At 66.2% G+C, this 16,831-nt stretch carries 14 protein-coding genes; 8 read left to right on the top strand and 6 right to left on the bottom strand.

The features are described 5' to 3' along the window. Positions 1 to 2: 2 nt before the first annotated feature. From A5658_RS05210 to infC, 4 genes are read right to left on the bottom strand one after another with little or no spacing between them, the layout of a single operon-like run. Positions 3 to 776 (bottom strand): RNA methyltransferase, encoded by a 774-nt coding sequence (locus A5658_RS05210; RefSeq protein ID WP_067331932.1) that lies wholly within the window; start codon positions 774 to 776, stop codon positions 3 to 5. A gap of 9 nt (positions 777 to 785) precedes the next feature. Further along, a complete protein-coding gene (gene rplT, locus A5658_RS05215; protein WP_067331934.1) occupies positions 786 to 1,175 on the bottom strand; it encodes a 50S ribosomal protein L20 in 390 nt (129 codons plus the stop codon). Between the two features lie 52 nt (positions 1,176 to 1,227). After that, on the bottom strand, positions 1,228 to 1,422 hold the full coding sequence (gene rpmI / locus A5658_RS05220) for a 50S ribosomal protein L35 (RefSeq protein WP_067331936.1): 195 nt from the start codon (positions 1,420 to 1,422) through the stop codon (positions 1,228 to 1,230). Positions 1,423 to 1,449: 27 nt separating this feature from the next. Next, the gene (gene infC / locus A5658_RS05225; RefSeq protein ID WP_067332143.1) at positions 1,450 to 2,049 is read right to left on the bottom strand and encodes a translation initiation factor IF-3; all 600 of its coding nucleotides are present in this window, start codon (positions 2,047 to 2,049) and stop codon (positions 1,450 to 1,452) included. Positions 2,050 to 2,438: 389 nt separating this feature from the next. On the opposite strand from infC, the gene lysX reads away from it, so the two are divergent. The 5 genes from lysX (at position 2,439) to A5658_RS05250 (ending at position 9,145) form a co-directional block, all read left to right on the top strand. Further along, on the top strand, positions 2,439 to 5,768 hold the full coding sequence (gene lysX, locus A5658_RS05230; RefSeq protein ID WP_082992963.1) for a bifunctional lysylphosphatidylglycerol synthetase/lysine--tRNA ligase LysX: 3,330 nt from the start codon (positions 2,439 to 2,441) through the stop codon (positions 5,766 to 5,768). 711 nt (positions 5,769 to 6,479) lie between these two features. Further along, positions 6,480 to 7,301: an alpha/beta hydrolase gene (locus tag A5658_RS29255; protein WP_369830488.1), complete on the top strand. Its 822-nt coding sequence runs from the start codon at positions 6,480 to 6,482 to the stop codon at positions 7,299 to 7,301. A 6-nt stretch (positions 7,302 to 7,307) separates the two neighbouring features. Continuing rightward, positions 7,308 to 7,721: a DUF6653 family protein gene (locus A5658_RS05240; protein WP_369830487.1), complete on the top strand. Its 414-nt coding sequence runs from the start codon at positions 7,308 to 7,310 to the stop codon at positions 7,719 to 7,721. Positions 7,722 to 7,730: 9 nt separating this feature from the next. Further along, on the top strand, positions 7,731 to 7,976 hold the full coding sequence (locus A5658_RS05245) for a hypothetical protein (RefSeq protein ID WP_067331941.1): 246 nt from the start codon (positions 7,731 to 7,733) through the stop codon (positions 7,974 to 7,976). A gap of 14 nt (positions 7,977 to 7,990) precedes the next feature. Next, entirely contained in the window at positions 7,991 to 9,145 is a 1,155-nt protein-coding gene (locus tag A5658_RS05250; protein ID WP_067331943.1) for a winged helix DNA-binding domain-containing protein, read from the top strand. On the opposite strand, the gene uvrA is transcribed toward A5658_RS05250, so the two are convergent. After that, positions 9,142 to 12,060, bottom strand: coding sequence for an excinuclease ABC subunit UvrA (gene uvrA, locus A5658_RS05255; protein ID WP_067331946.1), 2,919 nt, complete (start codon positions 12,058 to 12,060; stop codon positions 9,142 to 9,144). The genes A5658_RS05250 and uvrA overlap by 4 nt on opposite strands. A gap of 101 nt (positions 12,061 to 12,161) precedes the next feature. Here uvrA and A5658_RS05260 point away from each other — a divergent pair, with 101 nt between their 5' ends. Together A5658_RS05260 and A5658_RS05265 are read left to right on the top strand one after the other, a co-directional pair. Beyond that, positions 12,162 to 12,839, top strand: coding sequence for an MBL fold metallo-hydrolase (locus A5658_RS05260; RefSeq protein WP_067331948.1), 678 nt, complete (start codon positions 12,162 to 12,164; stop codon positions 12,837 to 12,839). A 149-nt stretch (positions 12,840 to 12,988) separates the two neighbouring features. Beyond that, a complete protein-coding gene (locus A5658_RS05265) occupies positions 12,989 to 14,494 on the top strand; it encodes an Hsp70 family protein (RefSeq protein WP_067331951.1) in 1,506 nt (501 codons plus the stop codon). Between the two features lie 6 nt (positions 14,495 to 14,500). Here the strand turns inward: A5658_RS05265 and A5658_RS05270 are convergent, their stop codons facing one another. Then, positions 14,501 to 14,941, bottom strand: coding sequence for a universal stress protein (locus A5658_RS05270; protein WP_067331953.1), 441 nt, complete (start codon positions 14,939 to 14,941; stop codon positions 14,501 to 14,503). 312 nt (positions 14,942 to 15,253) lie between these two features. Here A5658_RS05270 and A5658_RS05275 point away from each other — a divergent pair, with 312 nt between their 5' ends. Continuing rightward, positions 15,254 to 16,816: a glycosyltransferase family 39 protein gene (locus A5658_RS05275; RefSeq protein WP_067331955.1), complete on the top strand. Its 1,563-nt coding sequence runs from the start codon at positions 15,254 to 15,256 to the stop codon at positions 16,814 to 16,816. Positions 16,817 to 16,831: the final 15 nt, after the last annotated feature.

A 16,831-nucleotide genomic window follows, 5' to 3' on the forward strand; every position in this document is an offset into this window, starting at 1 on the left:
CGCTAGTCGCGCTGCGCTCTGGCACTCTGATAGAGGCAAATCGCCGCGGCCGCAGCAACATTCAGACTCTGAGCGGTGCCGGCCATCGGAATGGTCACCCGGCTGTCGGCCTGCTCGGCAACGTGCGCGGACAACCCATGGGCTTCGGATCCGAATAGCCACGCGGTCGGTGCGGTGAGATCGGCGTCGTCGAGCGAGGTTTCACCGTTCACTGTGGTGGCCACGAGTCGGATTCCGGCACCCCGCAGCGCGGCGATCGCGGGCTCAATCTCCGCCGCGACGACGACCGGGATCGAGAAGATGCTGCCGGCCGAGGCGCGCAGGCACTTTCCGTTGTACGGGTCGACGCTGTGGCCGACGAATACGACTGCGGCGGCGCCCATCGCGTCGGCGATGCGGATCAACGTCCCGGCGTTGCCGGGTTCGCCGATCTCCACACCGACGGCGATCAGCCGGGGTTCGTGTGCGATCACATCCGCCAAGCCGGTAGCGGGATGCTCACACACTGCGACCAAGCCGGCCGGAGTTACGGTGTCCGACAATGCCTTTGCGGCCCGCTCGGTGACGACGTGGACGGCCGCGCCCTGCTGCTCCAGCAAACCGGCGTATCGCTGCGCCGCCGTCTCGGTGGCGAAGAGTTCGCGGATCAGCCCACGCCGCGAGGCGGCTTCGACCAGGTTGGCGCCCTCGACCAGGAAGCGGTCGCTACGGCGACGGGCTATCTGCCGGTGCAGCTTGGCCGCAGCGACCACCCGGGTCGATCGTTCGGTGAGCACCGGGCGCGGTTAGGCGGCCTCTCCGGACGGCGCGTTGACGTCCTCGGGCAACGCCTTACGAGCCACCTCGACCAGCGCGGTGAAGGCCGTGGCGTCGCTGACGGCGATCTCGGCAAGGTTCTTGCGGTCGACCTCGACGCCGGCCGCCTTGAGGCCCTGGATCAGCCGGTTGTAGGTGATGTCGTTGGCGCGGGCCGCGGCGTTGATCCGAGAGATCCACAGCTTCCGGAACTCGCCTTTGCGCGCCCGACGGTCGCGGTAGGCGTAGGTCAGCGAATGTAGCTGCTGCTCCTTGGCTTTGCGGTAGAGGCGGGACCGCTGACCGCGGTAACCCTTGGAAGCCTTGAGGATGGTGCGACGCTTCTTTTGGGCATTGACTGCCCGCTTCACGCGTGCCATGGGGGTGTTCCTATCTGGTTGGGAAGTGGTTGTTCCGGCGCTGGGCTGCCGGTCAGCCGTTCAGCATTCTGTTGACCCGCTTGGTGTCGTTCGCCGCCACCGCGGTACGCCCGTCAAGGCGTCGCGTCCGCTTGGTCGGCTTGTGCTCGAGCAGGTGCCGGCGGCCGGCCTTCTCACGCACGATCTTCCCGGTGCCGGTGCGCCGGAATCGCTTCGACGCTCCGCTGTGGGTCTTGGCCTTGGGCATCTCTTCTAGGTCCTCTGTCTTGTTGGGTCAGTTCGGTGACGGTTCGGTGTCACCGCTTGGCGCGGGTCGGGTGCTGGGTCCAGCGGCATCTTCAGCTGCGCGGGCGCGGGTCTTCGCGCCGCGGTGCGGTGCCAGCACCATCGTCATGTTGCGGCCATCCTGCTTGGCCGAGGTCTCCACGAATCCGTAGTCCGCGACGTCGGCGCCGAGGCGCTGCAACAGCCGGAAGCCCAACTCGGGCCGCGACTGCTCACGTCCACGGAACATGATGGTCACCTTGACTTTCGCCCCGGCCTCCAAGAACCGGATCACGTGACCTTTTTTGGTCTCGTAGTCGTGGTCGTCGATCTTGGGCCGCAATTTCTGTTCTTTGACGACGGTCTGCTGCTGGTTCTTGCGAGACTCGCGCGCCTTTTGCGCCGCCTCGTACTTGAACTTGCCGTAGTCCATGATCTTGCAGACCGGTGGTCTGGCATCCGGCGCAACTTCGACAAGGTCGAGATCGGCATCCGCGGCGACGCGAAGGGCGTCTTCGATACGCACAATGCCTACCTGCTCCCCTCCCGGGCCGATCAGTCGAACTTCAGGTACGCGGATGCGTTCGTTGACGCGGGTCTCAGTGCTGATGGGGCCTCCCTCATTGATCTTCTCGTCAATTGCCACCGTCACCTGCGCATGCGCAGAGTCAGCGGTTGGGATTCCACACCATCAGCAAAAAAGCCCTGCATAAGCAGGGCCCGGTGCCGACCGATCGCGGCAAAAGCCGCCTGCCAAACGCAGAACCAGCACATCTGGTGTGCTGGTGACCGGACCGCTGAGCCTGGTTGGCCAACGGTGGGAGCGGGACTCCACTTGCTGTCTCAGGCGTAGCCGGAGACGGTCGCGCAGGTGAGTCTACCAGTCACGACGCCCTGCTCTGTCACGTCGCTGTCCGGTCGGCTGTCTTCGGCGGCGCCCGAGGGCCGACACGACGATTTCCTGCCAGCTGGATCATAGAAATTCCATAGCAATTCCGAATATCCTCGCCGTCTGTGACCCTCACCGCCTCCCGCCCACGAAGCGAGTCGGATTCCCGGCTTCGCTGGGTGCCGGCAGCCACTGGCTGGACCGTCGGGGTCATCGCCACCCTGTCGCTGATCGCCAGCGTGTCACCGGTGATTCGGTGGGCCATCCGGGTGCCGCGCGAATTCATCAACGACTACCTCTTCAACTTCCCGGACACCAGCTTCGCGTGGTCGTTCGTGCTTGCCCTGCTGGCTGGAGCGCTGACCGCCCGCAAACGCATCGCGTGGTGGGTGCTGCAGCTCAACCTGTTTCTCGCCGCGGGATTGAACGTCGCCGGGTTGACCGCCGACCATCCCAGCCCGGCAACGACCTTCGGCGAGACGCTCGGTCTCGGTCTGCACCTCGCGGCCGTGGTGGTGGTGACCCTCGCCTACCGCGAGTTCTGGGCCAAGGTCCGCGCCGGTGCGTTGTACAAGGCCGCCGGAGTGCTGCTGACCGGGTGGGCCATCGGAATCGTGCTGTCGTGGGGCCTGATCGAGACGTTCCCGCGCACCCTGGCCGCTGAGGACCGGTTGTTCTACGTGGTGAACCGGGTGGTCGGGTTCGCTGTGGTCGAATCGGCGCAGTTCACCGGCCGGCCGCCGGTCTTCCTCAACGCGCTCATGGGGTTGTTCAGCGCGATGGCGCTGATCGCCGCCGCGATCGTGCTGTTCCAGTCGCAGCGCGCCGAAAACGCGTTGACCGGTGAAGACGAGTCGGCCATCCGTGGCCTGCTCGAATTGTGGGGCAAGAACGACTCATTGGGTTACTTCGCCACCCGGCGCGACAAGTCGGTGGTCTTCGCGCCGAGCGGGCGCGCCGCGATCACCTATCGCGTCGAAGTGGGGGTCTGCTTGGCCAGCGGTGACCCGATCGGTGACCCGCGGGCGTGGCCGCAAGCGATCGACGCGTGGTTGGCGTTGTGCCAGACCTACGGCTGGACACCGGGCAATATGGGTGCGAGTTCGGCTGGCGCCAAGGCTTTTCGCGAGGCGGGCCTCAATGCGCTCGAGATCGGCGATGAAGCGATTCTGCACACCGCCGAGTTCGGGCTGTCGGGACGCGACATGCGCGGAGTACGTCAGGCGGTGACGCGGGCCCGCCGTGCCGGGCTGACGGTGCGCATTCGCCGACACCACGACCTCGAGCCGGACGAGATGACACAGGTGACGTCGCGGGCAGATGCCTGGCGGGACACCGACAACGAGCGCGGATTCTCGATGGCGCTGGGCCGATTGGGCGATCCGGCCGACGGCGATTGCCTGCTGGTCGAGGCCGTCGATCCCGACGACACGGTGGTCGCGATGCTGTCGCTGGTGCCGTGGGGCCGCAACGGAGTATCGCTCGACCTGATGCGTCGTTCGCCGCAGTCCCCCAACGGCACCATCGAGCTCATGGTGAGCGAGCTCGCCTTGCACGCCGAACGCATCGGCATCAGCCGAATTTCGTTGAACTTCGCCGTGTTCCGGTCCGCATTTGAGCAGGGCGCCCAACTCGGCGCCGGCCCGGTCGCGCGGCTGTGGCGCGGATTCCTGGTGTTCTTCTCGAGGTGGTGGCAGCTGGAGACGCTGTACCGCTCCAATGTGAAGTACCAGCCCAACTGGGTGCCTCGCTACGCCTGTTATGAAGACGCCCGAATGGTTTCGCGGGTGGGTGTGGCGCTGGTGATCGCCGAGGGCTTTCTCGTGCTGCCTTTCGCACGACGCGACGAACACCACACCGGCCACCACCCGTCGGTCCCGCCCACGCTGCTGGCGACGGGGCTACTGCATAACGACGGCTCGGCTCCCGACGCCATGGCGTTGCAGGAATACGACGCCCATGACGCCGACGAGCGCGGTCGGCGGCTGCCCGAGCAGATGCGGGTTCGGCTATCCAAACTGAAGGCATTGCAGGACAGCGGGATTGACGCCTACCCAGTTGGGCAAGCCCCGAGCCACACCGTCGCTCAGGCCTTGGAGACGGCGGACCAGACCGATCTCTCGGTGTCGGGGCGGGTATTGCGGATCCGAGATTTCGGCGGCGTGCTGTTCGCCGAACTGCGCGACTGGTCCGCCGAAGTGCAACTGCTGCTGGAGAATTCGATCCTCGAGCACTGTCGCACCGCCGACTTCACCAAGGCCATCGATCTGGGCGACCTGATCGAGGTCACGGGAAAGATGGGATACAGCAAGACCGGTACCCAGTCGCTGATCGTGCGCCGCTGGCGGCTGATCGGTAAGTGCCTGCGCCCCCTGCCGAACAAGTGGAAGGGGTTGACCGACCCCGAGGCGCGAGTGCGCAGCCGCTATGTCGACCTGGCCGTCAACGCCGAGTCACGGGAGCTGATCGCGGCCCGCAGCAGTGTGCTCCGCGCGATCAGAGATACGTTGAACGACAAGGGGTTCGTGGAGGTCGAAACCCCGATCCTGCAGCAGGTGCACGGCGGCGCGACCGCCCGCCCGTTCATCACTCACATCAACAGCTACGACCTCGACCTGTATCTGCGGATCGCGCCGGAGCTCTATCTCAAACGCTTGTGCGTCGGCGGCATGGAGCGAGTCTTCGAGCTGGGCCGGGCGTTCCGCAACGAAGGGGTCGACTTCAGCCACAACCCGGAGTTCACCCTGCTGGAGGCCTATCAGGCGCATGCCGACTACAAGGAGTGGATCGACGGCAGCCGAGAGTTGATTCAGAACGCCGCGCTGGCCGCCAACGGCGCCCAGGTGGTGTTGCGGCCCGGTTCCGGCGACACGCTGGAACCGGTCGACATCTCCGGCGTCTGGCCGGTGAAGACCGTTCACGACGCGGTCTCCGAGGCGCTCGGAGAGCACATCGACGCGACTACCGACCTGGCCACGCTGCGCCGCTTGGCCGACGCCGTCAAGATCCCCTACCTGGCGCGCTGGGACGCCGGCGCCGTGGTGCTCGAACTCTACGAGCACCTCGTCGAAGACCGCACCGAGGAACCGACCTTTTACATCGACTTCCCCGCGTCGGTGTCGCCGCTGAGTCGGCCGCACCGCAGCCAACCCGGCCTCGCCGAGCGCTGGGATCTGGTGGCGTGGGGGGTCGAATTGGGCACGGCCTACAGCGAGCTCACCGATCCGGTCGAGCAGCGACGCCGTCTGGAGGAACAGTCCTACCTGGCCGCCGGCGGAGACCCCGAGGCGATGGAACTCGACGAGGATTTCCTGCAGGCCATGGAGTATGCGATGCCGCCCACCGGCGGGCTCGGAATGGGCATCGACCGGGTGGTCATGCTGGTCACCGGCCGCAGCATCCGCGAGACGTTGCCCTTCCCGCTGGCGAAGCCCCGCTAGCGAACACCGCGACACTCGGCATCCGATGCGTAAAAGTCGTGCTTAATCCGTAACAAGGAGTTCACAATGGACTCCGTGACGGGTTCAGCGGCGAACTTCGCCTTCGCGGTGCTGGCCGACAACCACACCTCGTTGATGCACGGATGGGTGCCCGGCGTAGTCCAGGCGCTCGCGGTGACCCTGCTGCTGCTGGCCGTCGGGTGGCGGACGCGACTTTGGCGGTTGTTCTATCTCCCGGTGGCCGCGGTGCTCGGCGCGGCGTTGGCCACCTGTTCGAACTGGTACATCGCCAGCGCCGGTCTGGCGGACGATCCCGCACCCCACCTGCTGTGGTGGTGGATCGCGGGCACCGGGGCCGCGGGCACGATCCTGATTCTGGGCTGGGGCAGCGCGCGCTGGTGGCGACGGGGTGCGTCGTTGATGGCCGTGCCGCTGTGTCTGCTCAGCGCCGCGCTGACGCTCAATCTCTGGGTCGGCTACTTCCCCACCGTGCAAACCGCGTGGGATCAGCTCACCGCAGGTCCACTTCCACATGAAACCGACGCGGCGGGGGTGGCCGCGATGTCAGCCGCCAAGCTGCAGCCCGCCCATGGTGTCGTCGTCCCGGTGGCCATCCCCGACGACGCGTCGCATTTCAAGCATCGCGGAGAGCTCGTCTACCTACCGCCGGCGTGGTTCTCCAGCAGTCCACCACCGCCGTTGCCCACGGTGATGATGATCGGCGGCGAGTTCAACACCCCCGCCGATTGGCTGCGGACCGGTAACGCTGCGAAGACCATCGATGAACTGGCGGCCACCCATGGCGGCAGCGCGCCGGTGTTCGTCTTCGTCGACTCCGGCGGGGCCTTCAACAACGACACCGAGTGCGTCAACGGCAGCCGCGGCAACGCCGCCGACCATCTCACCAAAGACGTTGTGCCATTCATGGTTTCGAAGTTCGGCGTCAGTCATGAAGCGGTGAATTGGGGCATCGTCGGCTGGTCGATGGGCGGCACGTGCGCGTTGGACCTGACCGTCATGCACCCGGAGTTATTCAGCTCGTTCGTCGACATCGCCGGCAACATGGGTCCAGAAGCCGGCACCAAGGCCCAGACCATCGCGCGGCTATTCGGCGGCAATGCGGCCGCCTGGGCCGCCTTCGATCCCTCCACCGTCATCGCCAAATACGGGCTGTACACCGGAGTCTCGGGTTGGTTCGACGTGTCGTCGAGCACCCCGTCGAGGCGTCACCACGGCCTCTCGGTGACCGGTGCGGGCGACACCACCCTCCTGGATCGGGATTCCGTGGCCAACCCGAACGATCAGGCCGCCGCCGCGGAGTCGCTGTGCGACCTCGGCCGCGCCCACGGTATCGACTGCACGATCGTCGCGCGGCCCGGCAACCACGACTGGCCCTTCGCCAGCAATGCTTTTGCCGCGGCGCTGCCCTGGCTGGCCGGCCAACTAGGCACTCCCGGGGTACCGACGATTGCGCCACCATCCTTATCGACGGCACCGGATCCCATTCCGCACGCCGCCCGTGTCGGTCGATAACCGCCGATGGTGATTGCGCGGGTGCGCCGCGCGATCTTCGCGCGTCATGCCCACCCGTTAAGCGCGTGGAGCCGATGGGTCACCACGCCGCTGGTGCTGTTGCCAGTGTGGACGCGGCGGCGCAGCCATGCGCTGATGGTTGCGATCTGGTTCTTGCTCAACCCGGTGATCTTTCCCAAGATCAGCGACGAGGATCCGTGGGCGACGCGCGCGATGCTCGGTGAAGAACTCTGGATCACCCGGCGCCCCAGGGACAGTGCGATGGTGCTGAGCGTAATGACGTCTTTGGTGGCGGTCATAGCGCTCGTGGCGGCGCGCCGGCATCGGGTCGTGCCGGCGGCGGTAGCTGTTGCCACCCAGATGGGGTTGACCCTGGTGTATTGGCAGCAAATGGTGCGCTACCTCAAAAACCACCGGTAACCTGGGTTCATGCCCGACGAGCCGGAGAACTCCCCGACTGAATCCGATACCGGCTACACGAGTTCCGGGGTGCCGACGTTCGACTCGGTTCGTGAGAAGATCGAGTCTCGTTACCAAACATCCATTGGCTCAGGGGAATTGGACGCCGAAAGTCCCGAGGGTCAACACGTCGAGGAGCAGTTCGAGGCACGCCGGCGCGCCGCCGCCGACCGGCTGGCGCAGATCCGCGAATCGATGCGCGACGACCGGCACTGAGGCCGCGCCACGGCATGCGCCAATTCACCGCGGATGAACGCCGACGACGGCTGCTAAGCCGACAACTTCTATCGCTACCCGATACCGTGCCGCAGGCCACCGCCGAACTGGTGGGCCTGCACGCCACCGACCCGGCGACGCCGTTCCTGTCGCTGTGGGCACGCTGTCCCGGGTTCGCCGCCGCCGACCTCGAGGACGAGCTGTACCGGAACCGCTCGGTGGTCAGACATTTGGCGATGCGGCGGACGCTGTGGGTGGTGGCCGCCGACGACCTGCCGGCCGTCCAGTCCGCGGCCAGCGATCGCGTCGCCGATAACGAGCATCGGAGACTGGTCGCCGATCTGCAGAAGGCGGGCATCACCAAAGACGGCGAAACATGGCTGGCGACAGCATGTTCCGCAGTGCTGGACCACCTGGATCGGCGCGGCCCGCGCAACAGCACCGAACTACGTTCGGCGCTCCCCGAAATCAGTGGAAGCTACGATCCCGCACCCGGAAAGCCGTGGGGCGGGCCGGTTCCGGTGGCACCACGGGTGTTAACGGTGCTCTCGGCCCGCGGTGAGATCGTGCGCGGGCCCAACCATGGCGGCTGGACCACGTCGCGGCCCAGGTGGGTGCGGACAGCGGACTGGCTGGACCGCGGCCCAGCACCGGCCGAATCATTTCGTGTGCTGTTACGCCGTTGGCTGCGAACCTTCGGACCTGCCACCGCCGTCGATGTCAAATGGTGGTTCGGCAGCACCCTGACCGCGACCCGAAAAGCCTTAAGCGACATCGGCGCCGTCGAGATCGAGCTGGCCAGCGGCCCGGGATATGTGCTCGGCGACGACGTAAACCCCGAGCCCGAGGTGGCGCCAATGGCCGCGCTGCTCCCCGGCCTCGACGTGACGAGCATGGGCTGGTTCGACCGTGACTGGTACGTCGGCGAGCACCGCAATCAGGTCTTCGACCGCAACGGCAATGCCGGACCCACCGCCTGGTGGAAAGGACGGGTGGTCGGCGGTTGGTACCAAGACGACGCCGCGCGCGTGCACGTGCAATTCCTCGAAGACCCCGGCCGGGACGGGCGGCGAGCGTTGACGCGGCGGGCGACCGAGCTGACGTCGTGGCTCGACGGCGTCCGTATCAAACCGCGATTCCCCTCGCCGCTGTCGAAAACCGCCGGTTAGGCGCTCACCTTGCGGCGCTTGGCCACTCGCTTCGCCGGGCGGGCCGCGGGCTTACTGGTGTCGGTGAGCACCTCGGCGAGGAACTTGCCGGTGTAGCTCTCCGGCACGGCCATCACATCCTCCGGGGTGCCCTCGGCGACGATCGTCCCGCCACCGGCGCCGCCCTCTGGCCCCATGTCGATTATCCAGTCCGAGGTCTTGATCACGTCGAGGTTGTGCTCGATGACGATGACCGTATTACCTTTGTCGACAAGGCCATTGATGACGTCGAGCAACTTGCGGATGTCTTCGAAGTGCAAGCCGGTGGTGGGCTCGTCGAGGATGTAGACGGTGCGCCCGGTCGAACGCTTCTGCAGCTCCGACGCCAACTTCACCCGCTGCGCTTCCCCGCCGGACAGCGTGGGCGCCGGCTGGCCCAGCCGCACATAGCCCAGCCCGACGTCGACCAGCGTCCGCAGGTAGCGATGGATGCCGGTGATCGGCTCGAAGAACTCCGCGGCCTCTTCGATCGACATGTCGAGCACTTCGGAGATCGTCTTGCCCTTGTAGTGCACCTCGAGCGTCTCGCGGTTGTACCGCGCGCCGTTACACACCTCGCAGGGCACATACACGTCCGGCAAGAAGTTCATCTCGATCTTGATGGTGCCGTCGCCGGTGCACGCTTCGCAGCGACCGCCCTTGACGTTGAACGAGAATCGGCCCGGCTGATACCCGCGCACCTTGGCTTCGGTGGTCGCCGCGAACAGCGTGCGGATCTTGTCGAAGACGCCGGTGTAGGTGGCCGGGTTCGATCGCGGGGTGCGGCCGATCGGTGACTGGTCGACGCGGACCAGTTTGTCGACGTTGTCCAGCCCGGTGACGCGGGTGTGCCGCCCCGGGACGTGCCTGGCGCCGTTGAGTCGGTTCGCCAGCACCGAAGCCAGGATGTCGTTGACCAATGTCGACTTGCCCGAGCCCGACACTCCCGTGACCGAGGTCAGCACGCCGAGCGGGAACGTCACGTCGATGCCGCGCAGGTTGTGCTCGTTGGCGCCGACCACCGTGAGATGGCGCTTCTTGTCGACCGGCCGCCGAATCGCCGGGGCCGCAATGCTTTCCTTGCCCGAGAGGAACGCCCCGGTGATCGAGTCCTTGTTGGTCAACAGGTCGGCGTAGGTGCCGCTGTGCACGATGTGGCCGCCGTGCTCGCCGGCGCCGGGCCCGATATCGACGATCCAGTCGGCGTGCGCGATGGTGTCCTCGTCGTGCTCGACGACGATCAGCGTATTGCCCAGATTCCTCAGCCGGGTGAGGGTTTCGATGAGTCGACGGTTGTCGCGCTGGTGCAGGCCGATGGACGGTTCGTCCAGCACGTAAAGCACGCCGACGAGGCCGGACCCGATCTGGGTGGCTAGCCGGATGCGCTGCGCCTCACCGCCCGACAGCGTGCCCGCCGCCCGTGACAATGACAGGTACTCCAACCCCACGTCGAGCAAAAAGCCCAGCCGCGATTGGATTTCCTTCAGCACCTGACCCGCGATCGCCTGCTCGCGGGTACCTAGCGTGAGCCCGTTGAGGAAGTCGGCGCAGTCGGAGATGGACAGCTCGCACACCTCGGCGATCGACTTCGCGCCGTGCTCACCGGCCGCCAAGGTGACGGCCAGGATCTCCGGCTTGAGCCGCGTTCCATCGCACTCCGGGCACGGCACGTCCCGCATGAAGCCCTCGTAGCGTTCCTTCATCAGCTCGGACTCGGTCTGGTCCAGCTTGCGCTCCAGGAACGCCAGCACGCCTTCGAAGTCGGCGTAGTAGGAACGTGTGCGGCCGTAGCGGTTGCGGTACTTGACGTGGACCTGCTCGTCGCAGCCTTCCAGGATTGCCTTGCGCGCCTTGGCTGGAAGCTTGCGCCACGGTGTGTCGACGTCGAAGCCCATCGCCTCGCCGAGGCTGGCCAGCATCCGGGTGAAGTACTCCGAGGTGTGCCCCATCGACCACGGCGCCACCGCGCCCTCGGCCAGTGTGCGATCCGGGTCGGGCACGACCAATTCGGGGTCGACCTCTTTGCGGATGCCCAGACCGACACACTCCGGGCAGGCTCCGTACGGCGAGTTGAACGAGAACGACCGCGGCTCCAGGTCGTCGACCGCCAGCGGGTGCCCGTTCGGGCAGGCCAGTTTCTCGGAGAACCGCTGCTCGCGGTTGTGGGCGTCGTGTTCGTGGTCGACGAACTCCAGCACCACGATGCCGTCTGCGAGGTTCAGCGCGGTCTCGACCGAGTCGGTGAGCCGCTGCTTGGCGCTGGCCTTGACGGTCAGGCGGTCGACCACGACTTCGATGTCGTGCTTTTCCTGCTTCTTCAGCTTGGGCGGATCGGTCAGTGAATGCACCACACCGTCGACGCGGACTCGGCTGTAGCCCTGCGCGTTGAGCTTTTCGAACAGGTCGGCAAATTCGCCCTTGCGGGTCCGCACGACGGGCGCGAGCACCTGGAATCGGGTGCCCTCCGGCATCACCAGCACCTGGTCCACGATCTGCTGTGGGGTCTGCCGGGCGATCCGCTCGCCGCAGACCGGACAGTGCGGCGTGCCGGCCCGGGCGTACAGCAGACGTAGATAGTCGTAGACCTCGGTGATGGTCCCGACTGTGGACCGCGGGTTGCGGTTGGTCGACTTCTGGTCGATCGAGACCGCCGGGGACAGACCCTCGATGAAATCGACGTCGGGCTTGTCCATCTGGCCGAGGAACTGACGGGCGTAGGCCGACAGCGACTCGACGTAACGCCGCTGTCCCTCAGCAAAGATCGTGTCGAACGCCAGCGACGACTTTCCGGAGCCCGACAACCCGGTGAAGACGATCAACGCATCGCGTGGCAAATCAAGATCGACACTGCGCAGATTGTGCTCACGCGCACCCTTAACGATCAGGCGATCAGCCACGCAATCCCTTTCTGGGCGATTTCCAGGCGCTACCCGGACGTGTCATTCCCATGCTATGTGCCCATACCGACAAGCGACTTCCGGCCAGTACCGTGACTGGTATGACCGTCCTGGACGACAACTACACCGGCCACGTCGAACCGGGCAGCGCCGCCCGCCGAGTATTGCCGGGCGCGAGCATCGTGAAGACCTCGGTCGGCCCCATGGACAACAACGCGTACCTGGTCACGTGTTCCGCAACCGGCGAGACGCTACTGATCGACGCCGCCAACGACGCCGACAACCTCGTCGGCCTGATCCGCGCCCACGCCCCTAAGGTGTCGTTGATCGTCACCAGCCACCAGCATTTCGACCATTGGCAGGCGTTGGAAGCCGTCGCCACCGCGACGGGTGCGCCGACCGCCGCCCATGAGATCGACGCCGAACCGCTGCCGGTCACACCGGACCGGCTGCTGGCCGGCGGCGACACCATCGAGATCGGCGAGTTGACCTTCGACGTCATCCATCTGCGTGGGCACACGCCGGGATCGGTCGCGCTGGCGCTCGACGGTCCGGCGACCGGTGGCGTCACGCAGCTGTTCACCGGCGACTGCCTGTTTCCCGGCGGGGTCGGCAAGACGTGGCAGCCCGGCGATTTCGACCAGCTGATCGACGACGTCGCCACCCGGGTGTTCGATCGGTTCGGCGACGACACGGTGGTGTATCCGGGCCACGGCGATGACACCACGCTCGGCGCCGAGCGGCCGCATCTCGCCGAGTGGCGCGAACGCGGCTGGTAAGCCGCGGGAGCGACCTCCAACAAACGCAGTGCGCGAACGCGGCTGGTAAGCCGCGGGAGCGACCTCCAACAAACGCAGTGCGCGAACGCGGCTGGTAAGCGGTGGGTAAATTGCGCCGCGAAACACGGTGCAGCGCCTACGCTTAGCGGATGCGGGTGGGGATCGACTTCGGCACAACACACACCGTCGTCGCGGTCGTCGATCGCGGCAACTATCCCGTGGTGTCGTTCGACGGCGTCGACACGTGGCCGTCGCTCATCGCCGCCAACCCGGCCGGGGAGCTGCGCTACGGTCTTGACGCCGCCGCGGTGCGCCGCGAGCCCGACTGGTCGGTGCTGCGCTCCTTCAAGCGGCTGCTCAACGACGCCGGGCCCGCGACCACCGTCGAGCTCGCGGGGCGCCGCCACCGGCTGGCCGACGTATTCGCCGGGTTCCTGGCGCAGCTGAAAAGCGACCTGCTGCACCGCTCCAACGCCGAATTGTCCCCCGGTGACCGGGTCGAGGCCGCGATCAGCGTGCCGGCCAACGCGTCCAGTTCGCAGCGCTTCCTGACCATGGACGCGTTCGCCCAGGCCGGCTTCGAGGTAGTCGCGCTGCTCAACGAGCCGTCGGCGGCCGGCTTCGAGTACGCCCACCGGTACCGCTCGACGATCACCGCCAAGCGCGAGTATGTGCTGATCTACGACCTCGGCGGCGGCACGTTCGATGCGTCGCTGCTGAAGATGACGGGACGGCTCAACGAGGTCGTGTGCAGCGAAGGCATCCAGCGCCTCGGCGGAGACGACTTCGACGAGGCCATCCTCGAGCTCGTTCGCACCCGCGCGGCACTGCCCGCCCACGCCAGCGAGCAGCTGCTGGAGGAATGCACGGCGCGCAAGGAATCCGTCGGACCCAACACCCGACGATTCCTGGTCGACCTCGCGGCGTTGGGCAAAGAGCCGTTCACTTGCCCGATCGATGAAGTGTATGCGGCCTGTGCTCCCTTGGTGGATAAGACAATTGGTGCGCTACCCCTGGTGCTGTACGACCGGACGGGCGCCGACGTCGACTGGTCCGACATCGCGGGCATTTACGTGGTCGGCGGGGCCGGCAGCTTCCCCCTGGTTGCACGCGCATTGCGCGCGGCGTTCGACGAGAAACGGGTCAAGCGCTCGCTGCACCCGTTCGCGGCGACGGCGATCGGCCTGGCGGCGTTCCTCGACAAAGAGGCCGGATTCGTTCTCTCTGAACGCCTTTCGCGGCACTTCGGCGTCTTCCGGGAAGCCCGCGCGGGCGAGGACGTGTACTTCGACCCGATCGTGCCGAAGGGCGCCGAGGTGCCGGCCACGGGCCAGCCACCGATCGTCGTCACCCGGACCTATCGCGCGGCCCACAACATCGGGCACTTTCGCTTCGTGGAATGCAGCCGACTGCGTGACGGTCGCCCCGACGGCGACGTGACCCCCTACGACCCGGTGTTCTTCCCGTTCGACCCGGCCCTCGACGACGACCGGGATCTGCCGCAACGCACAGTCCTTCGCCGCGACGACGGCCCAGACGTCGAAGAGCGCTACGTGATCACCGACGGCGGAGCCGTCGAGGTCACGCTCACCACGCGCCCGGAACGGGTCAGCCGCACGTTTCGGTTGGAGCGTCGCGCGCTCGCCGGGGTGTAACCGCCCCTACGAGGTGTGGACGATCAAAACGTCGACCTTGGCCCGCCGCGAGACGTTGGCGGGTACCGAGCCCAGTAGTCGGCCGGCAATGGTGCTCAAACCCACGTTTCCGACCACCAGAAGGTCGGCGCCGACCTCCTCGGCAAGGCCGACCAGCGCGTCGACCGGAGCGCCGACGATCGAGCGTTCCTCGACGGTTTTGGCTCCCCCGGCGATGGCACGCTCTTTGGCCTCGCGCAGGATCGCGTAGATCGGGGCGCTGCCCGACACCTTGTAGCTTTCGTCCTTCAGGGCGTCGGCGGCGCGTGCGTCCTCATTCTGAGGCAGATACGCAGTAGCCACGATCAGCTTCGCGTCCGCCCCGGCGATGCTTCCTGCCTTCTCCACCGCGCGCAGCGACGAATCCGATCCGTCGGTTCCTACCACCACGGTCCGATAGGCGCTCATTTACCCTCCCAGGTGTTGGTTGCTACGCCAACCACAGACACTAACGGTTTGCCGCAGAGAGATGGTCGAATTCGAAACACGCCGATTTGGTTCGGAATTATCGGCTACCACTGGGGCGCGCGCATTCTGAGACTTTGGTCTCATTCACGATCGCGATGCACGAGCGAGAAAAACCTTGTCGGACAGCATCTTTCGCTAGACATCCAGTTGACCGTTCCAACCGTCGATATCGGATTCGCCGGGAAAAGTGGTCCGTGAGCAGGCAGTACGGGTAAGCAGGTTCACCACGGTGGCCCTACAGTGACACACATCATGGTTGTCACGACAGTCGAGGAACCCGCCAAGGCGGTCCTCGCACCGGTTACGCCCCCGCGGAGCCCGGGCAGGCTGCTGGATCCCCTTGCGGCCGGGTTGCTGGCCACGCTGCTCGGCAGCGTGGCTGCCGGTCGACCGTCGTTGTGGTTCGACGAGAGCGCGACGATTTCCGCCTCGTTCAGCCGTTCGGTGCCCGAACTGTGGAAGCTGGTGGGCCACATCGACGCCGTGCACGGCTTGTTCTACCTGCTGATGCACGGCTGGTTCTGCCTGTTTCCGCCGACCGAATTCTGGTCTCGTGTGCCCAGCTGTCTGGCGGTCGGCCTGGCGGCCGCGGGTGTGGTGGTGCTGGCCAGGCAATTCCTGCCGCGGAGCACCGCGATCTACGCGGGCATCGTCTTCGCGATCCTGCCGCGCGTGACCTGGGCGGCCGTCGAAGCACGTTCGTATGCGCTGCAAGCGGTCGCGGCCGTGTGGCTGACCGTTCTGTTGATCACCGCGATACGCCGCCACAAAGGGTGGCTGTGGGTGCTCTACTCGCTTGCGCTGATGGTCGCGGTTTTGTTGAACGTCTATCTGGTGTTGCTGGTGCCGGTATACGCCGTCGTCACACCGTTGCTGCGGCGGCAACGATCTGTCGTGTGCTGGTGGGCGATCACCTCGGTGGTGGCAGTCGCCGCGCTGACACCGCTGATGCTGTTCGCCCACAGCCAGAGCTTCCAGGTGGCCTGGATCCATTCGTTGACTTGGCACACAATTCTCGACGTCGTGCTGCACCAGTATTTCGACAACAGCGTCCCATTCGCGATCATGACGGCGCTCGTTTTCGTTGCAGCGCTGACGATTCGACTCGCGGGGCGACGGCCCGCCGCCGACGATACCCGCCGGATACTGATCATCTGCGCGGTCTGGATGGCGCTGCCGACCGCGATCAGCCTGATCTATTCGGCGCTCAGTGATCCGTTCTACTACCCACGGTATCTGTTCTTCACCATGCCGGCGATGGCGATCGTGATCGCCGTCGCGATCGTGGCGGTCGCGCGTCAGCCGCGCTGGATCGCGCTGGCGCTGGTCGCGTTCACTGTGGCGGCCTTCCCGAATTACCTTCTGTCGCAACGGCAGCGGTACGCCAAGGAGGGCTGGGACTACAGCGACGTCGCCGATCTCATTACCGCCCGGGCCGCACCCGGCGACTGCCTGCTGGTCGACAACACGGTCGGCTGGCTGCCCGGGCCCGTGCGGGCACTGCTGGCGGCCCGGCCGGCCGCATTCCAGCCTTTGGTGGACATCGGGCGAGGCGTCCCGGCTCCCAAGCGCGAGACGTTGTGGGACGGGCACGTCGCGGTGTGGCTGATCGTCGGTCGACTCTACAAGTGCACGACGTTATGGACGATCACCACGCACGACACGAAGCTGCCGAATCATCAAGCCGGGAATTCGCTGCCGGCCGGACGAGAGTTTGTCCGCGCGCCCGCCTACCTGGTGCCCAAGAACGTGGGTTTCCACATCGTCGAGCGGTGGCAGTTTCACCGGACTCAGGTCATCAAGTCGACACGTTAGTCACTTCGTCCGCTC

It is taken from the genome of Mycobacterium sp. 1245111.1 (assembly GCF_001673405.1).
GTDB lineage: Bacteria > Actinomycetota > Actinomycetes > Mycobacteriales > Mycobacteriaceae > Mycobacterium.

Coding starts and splice junctions, on each gene's coding strand:
- A5658_RS05270 (WP_067331953.1), bottom strand. CDS start 14,941: ATGAGCGCCTATCGGACCGTGGTGGTAGGAACCGACGGATCGGATTCG.
- A5658_RS05265 (WP_067331951.1), top strand. CDS start 12,989: ATGCGGGTGGGGATCGACTTCGGCACAACACACACCGTCGTCGCGGTC.
- A5658_RS05245 (WP_067331941.1), top strand. CDS start 7,731: ATGCCCGACGAGCCGGAGAACTCCCCGACTGAATCCGATACCGGCTAC.
- A5658_RS29255 (WP_369830488.1), top strand. CDS start 6,480: ATGATGATCGGCGGCGAGTTCAACACCCCCGCCGATTGGCTGCGGACC.
- rplT (WP_067331934.1), bottom strand. CDS start 1,175: ATGGCACGCGTGAAGCGGGCAGTCAATGCCCAAAAGAAGCGTCGCACC.
- rpmI (WP_067331936.1), bottom strand. CDS start 1,422: ATGCCCAAGGCCAAGACCCACAGCGGAGCGTCGAAGCGATTCCGGCGC.
- A5658_RS05240 (WP_369830487.1), top strand. CDS start 7,308: ATGGTGATTGCGCGGGTGCGCCGCGCGATCTTCGCGCGTCATGCCCAC.
- A5658_RS05275 (WP_067331955.1), top strand. CDS start 15,254: ATGGTTGTCACGACAGTCGAGGAACCCGCCAAGGCGGTCCTCGCACCG.
- A5658_RS05260 (WP_067331948.1), top strand. CDS start 12,162: ATGACCGTCCTGGACGACAACTACACCGGCCACGTCGAACCGGGCAGC.
- A5658_RS05250 (WP_067331943.1), top strand. CDS start 7,991: ATGCGCCAATTCACCGCGGATGAACGCCGACGACGGCTGCTAAGCCGA.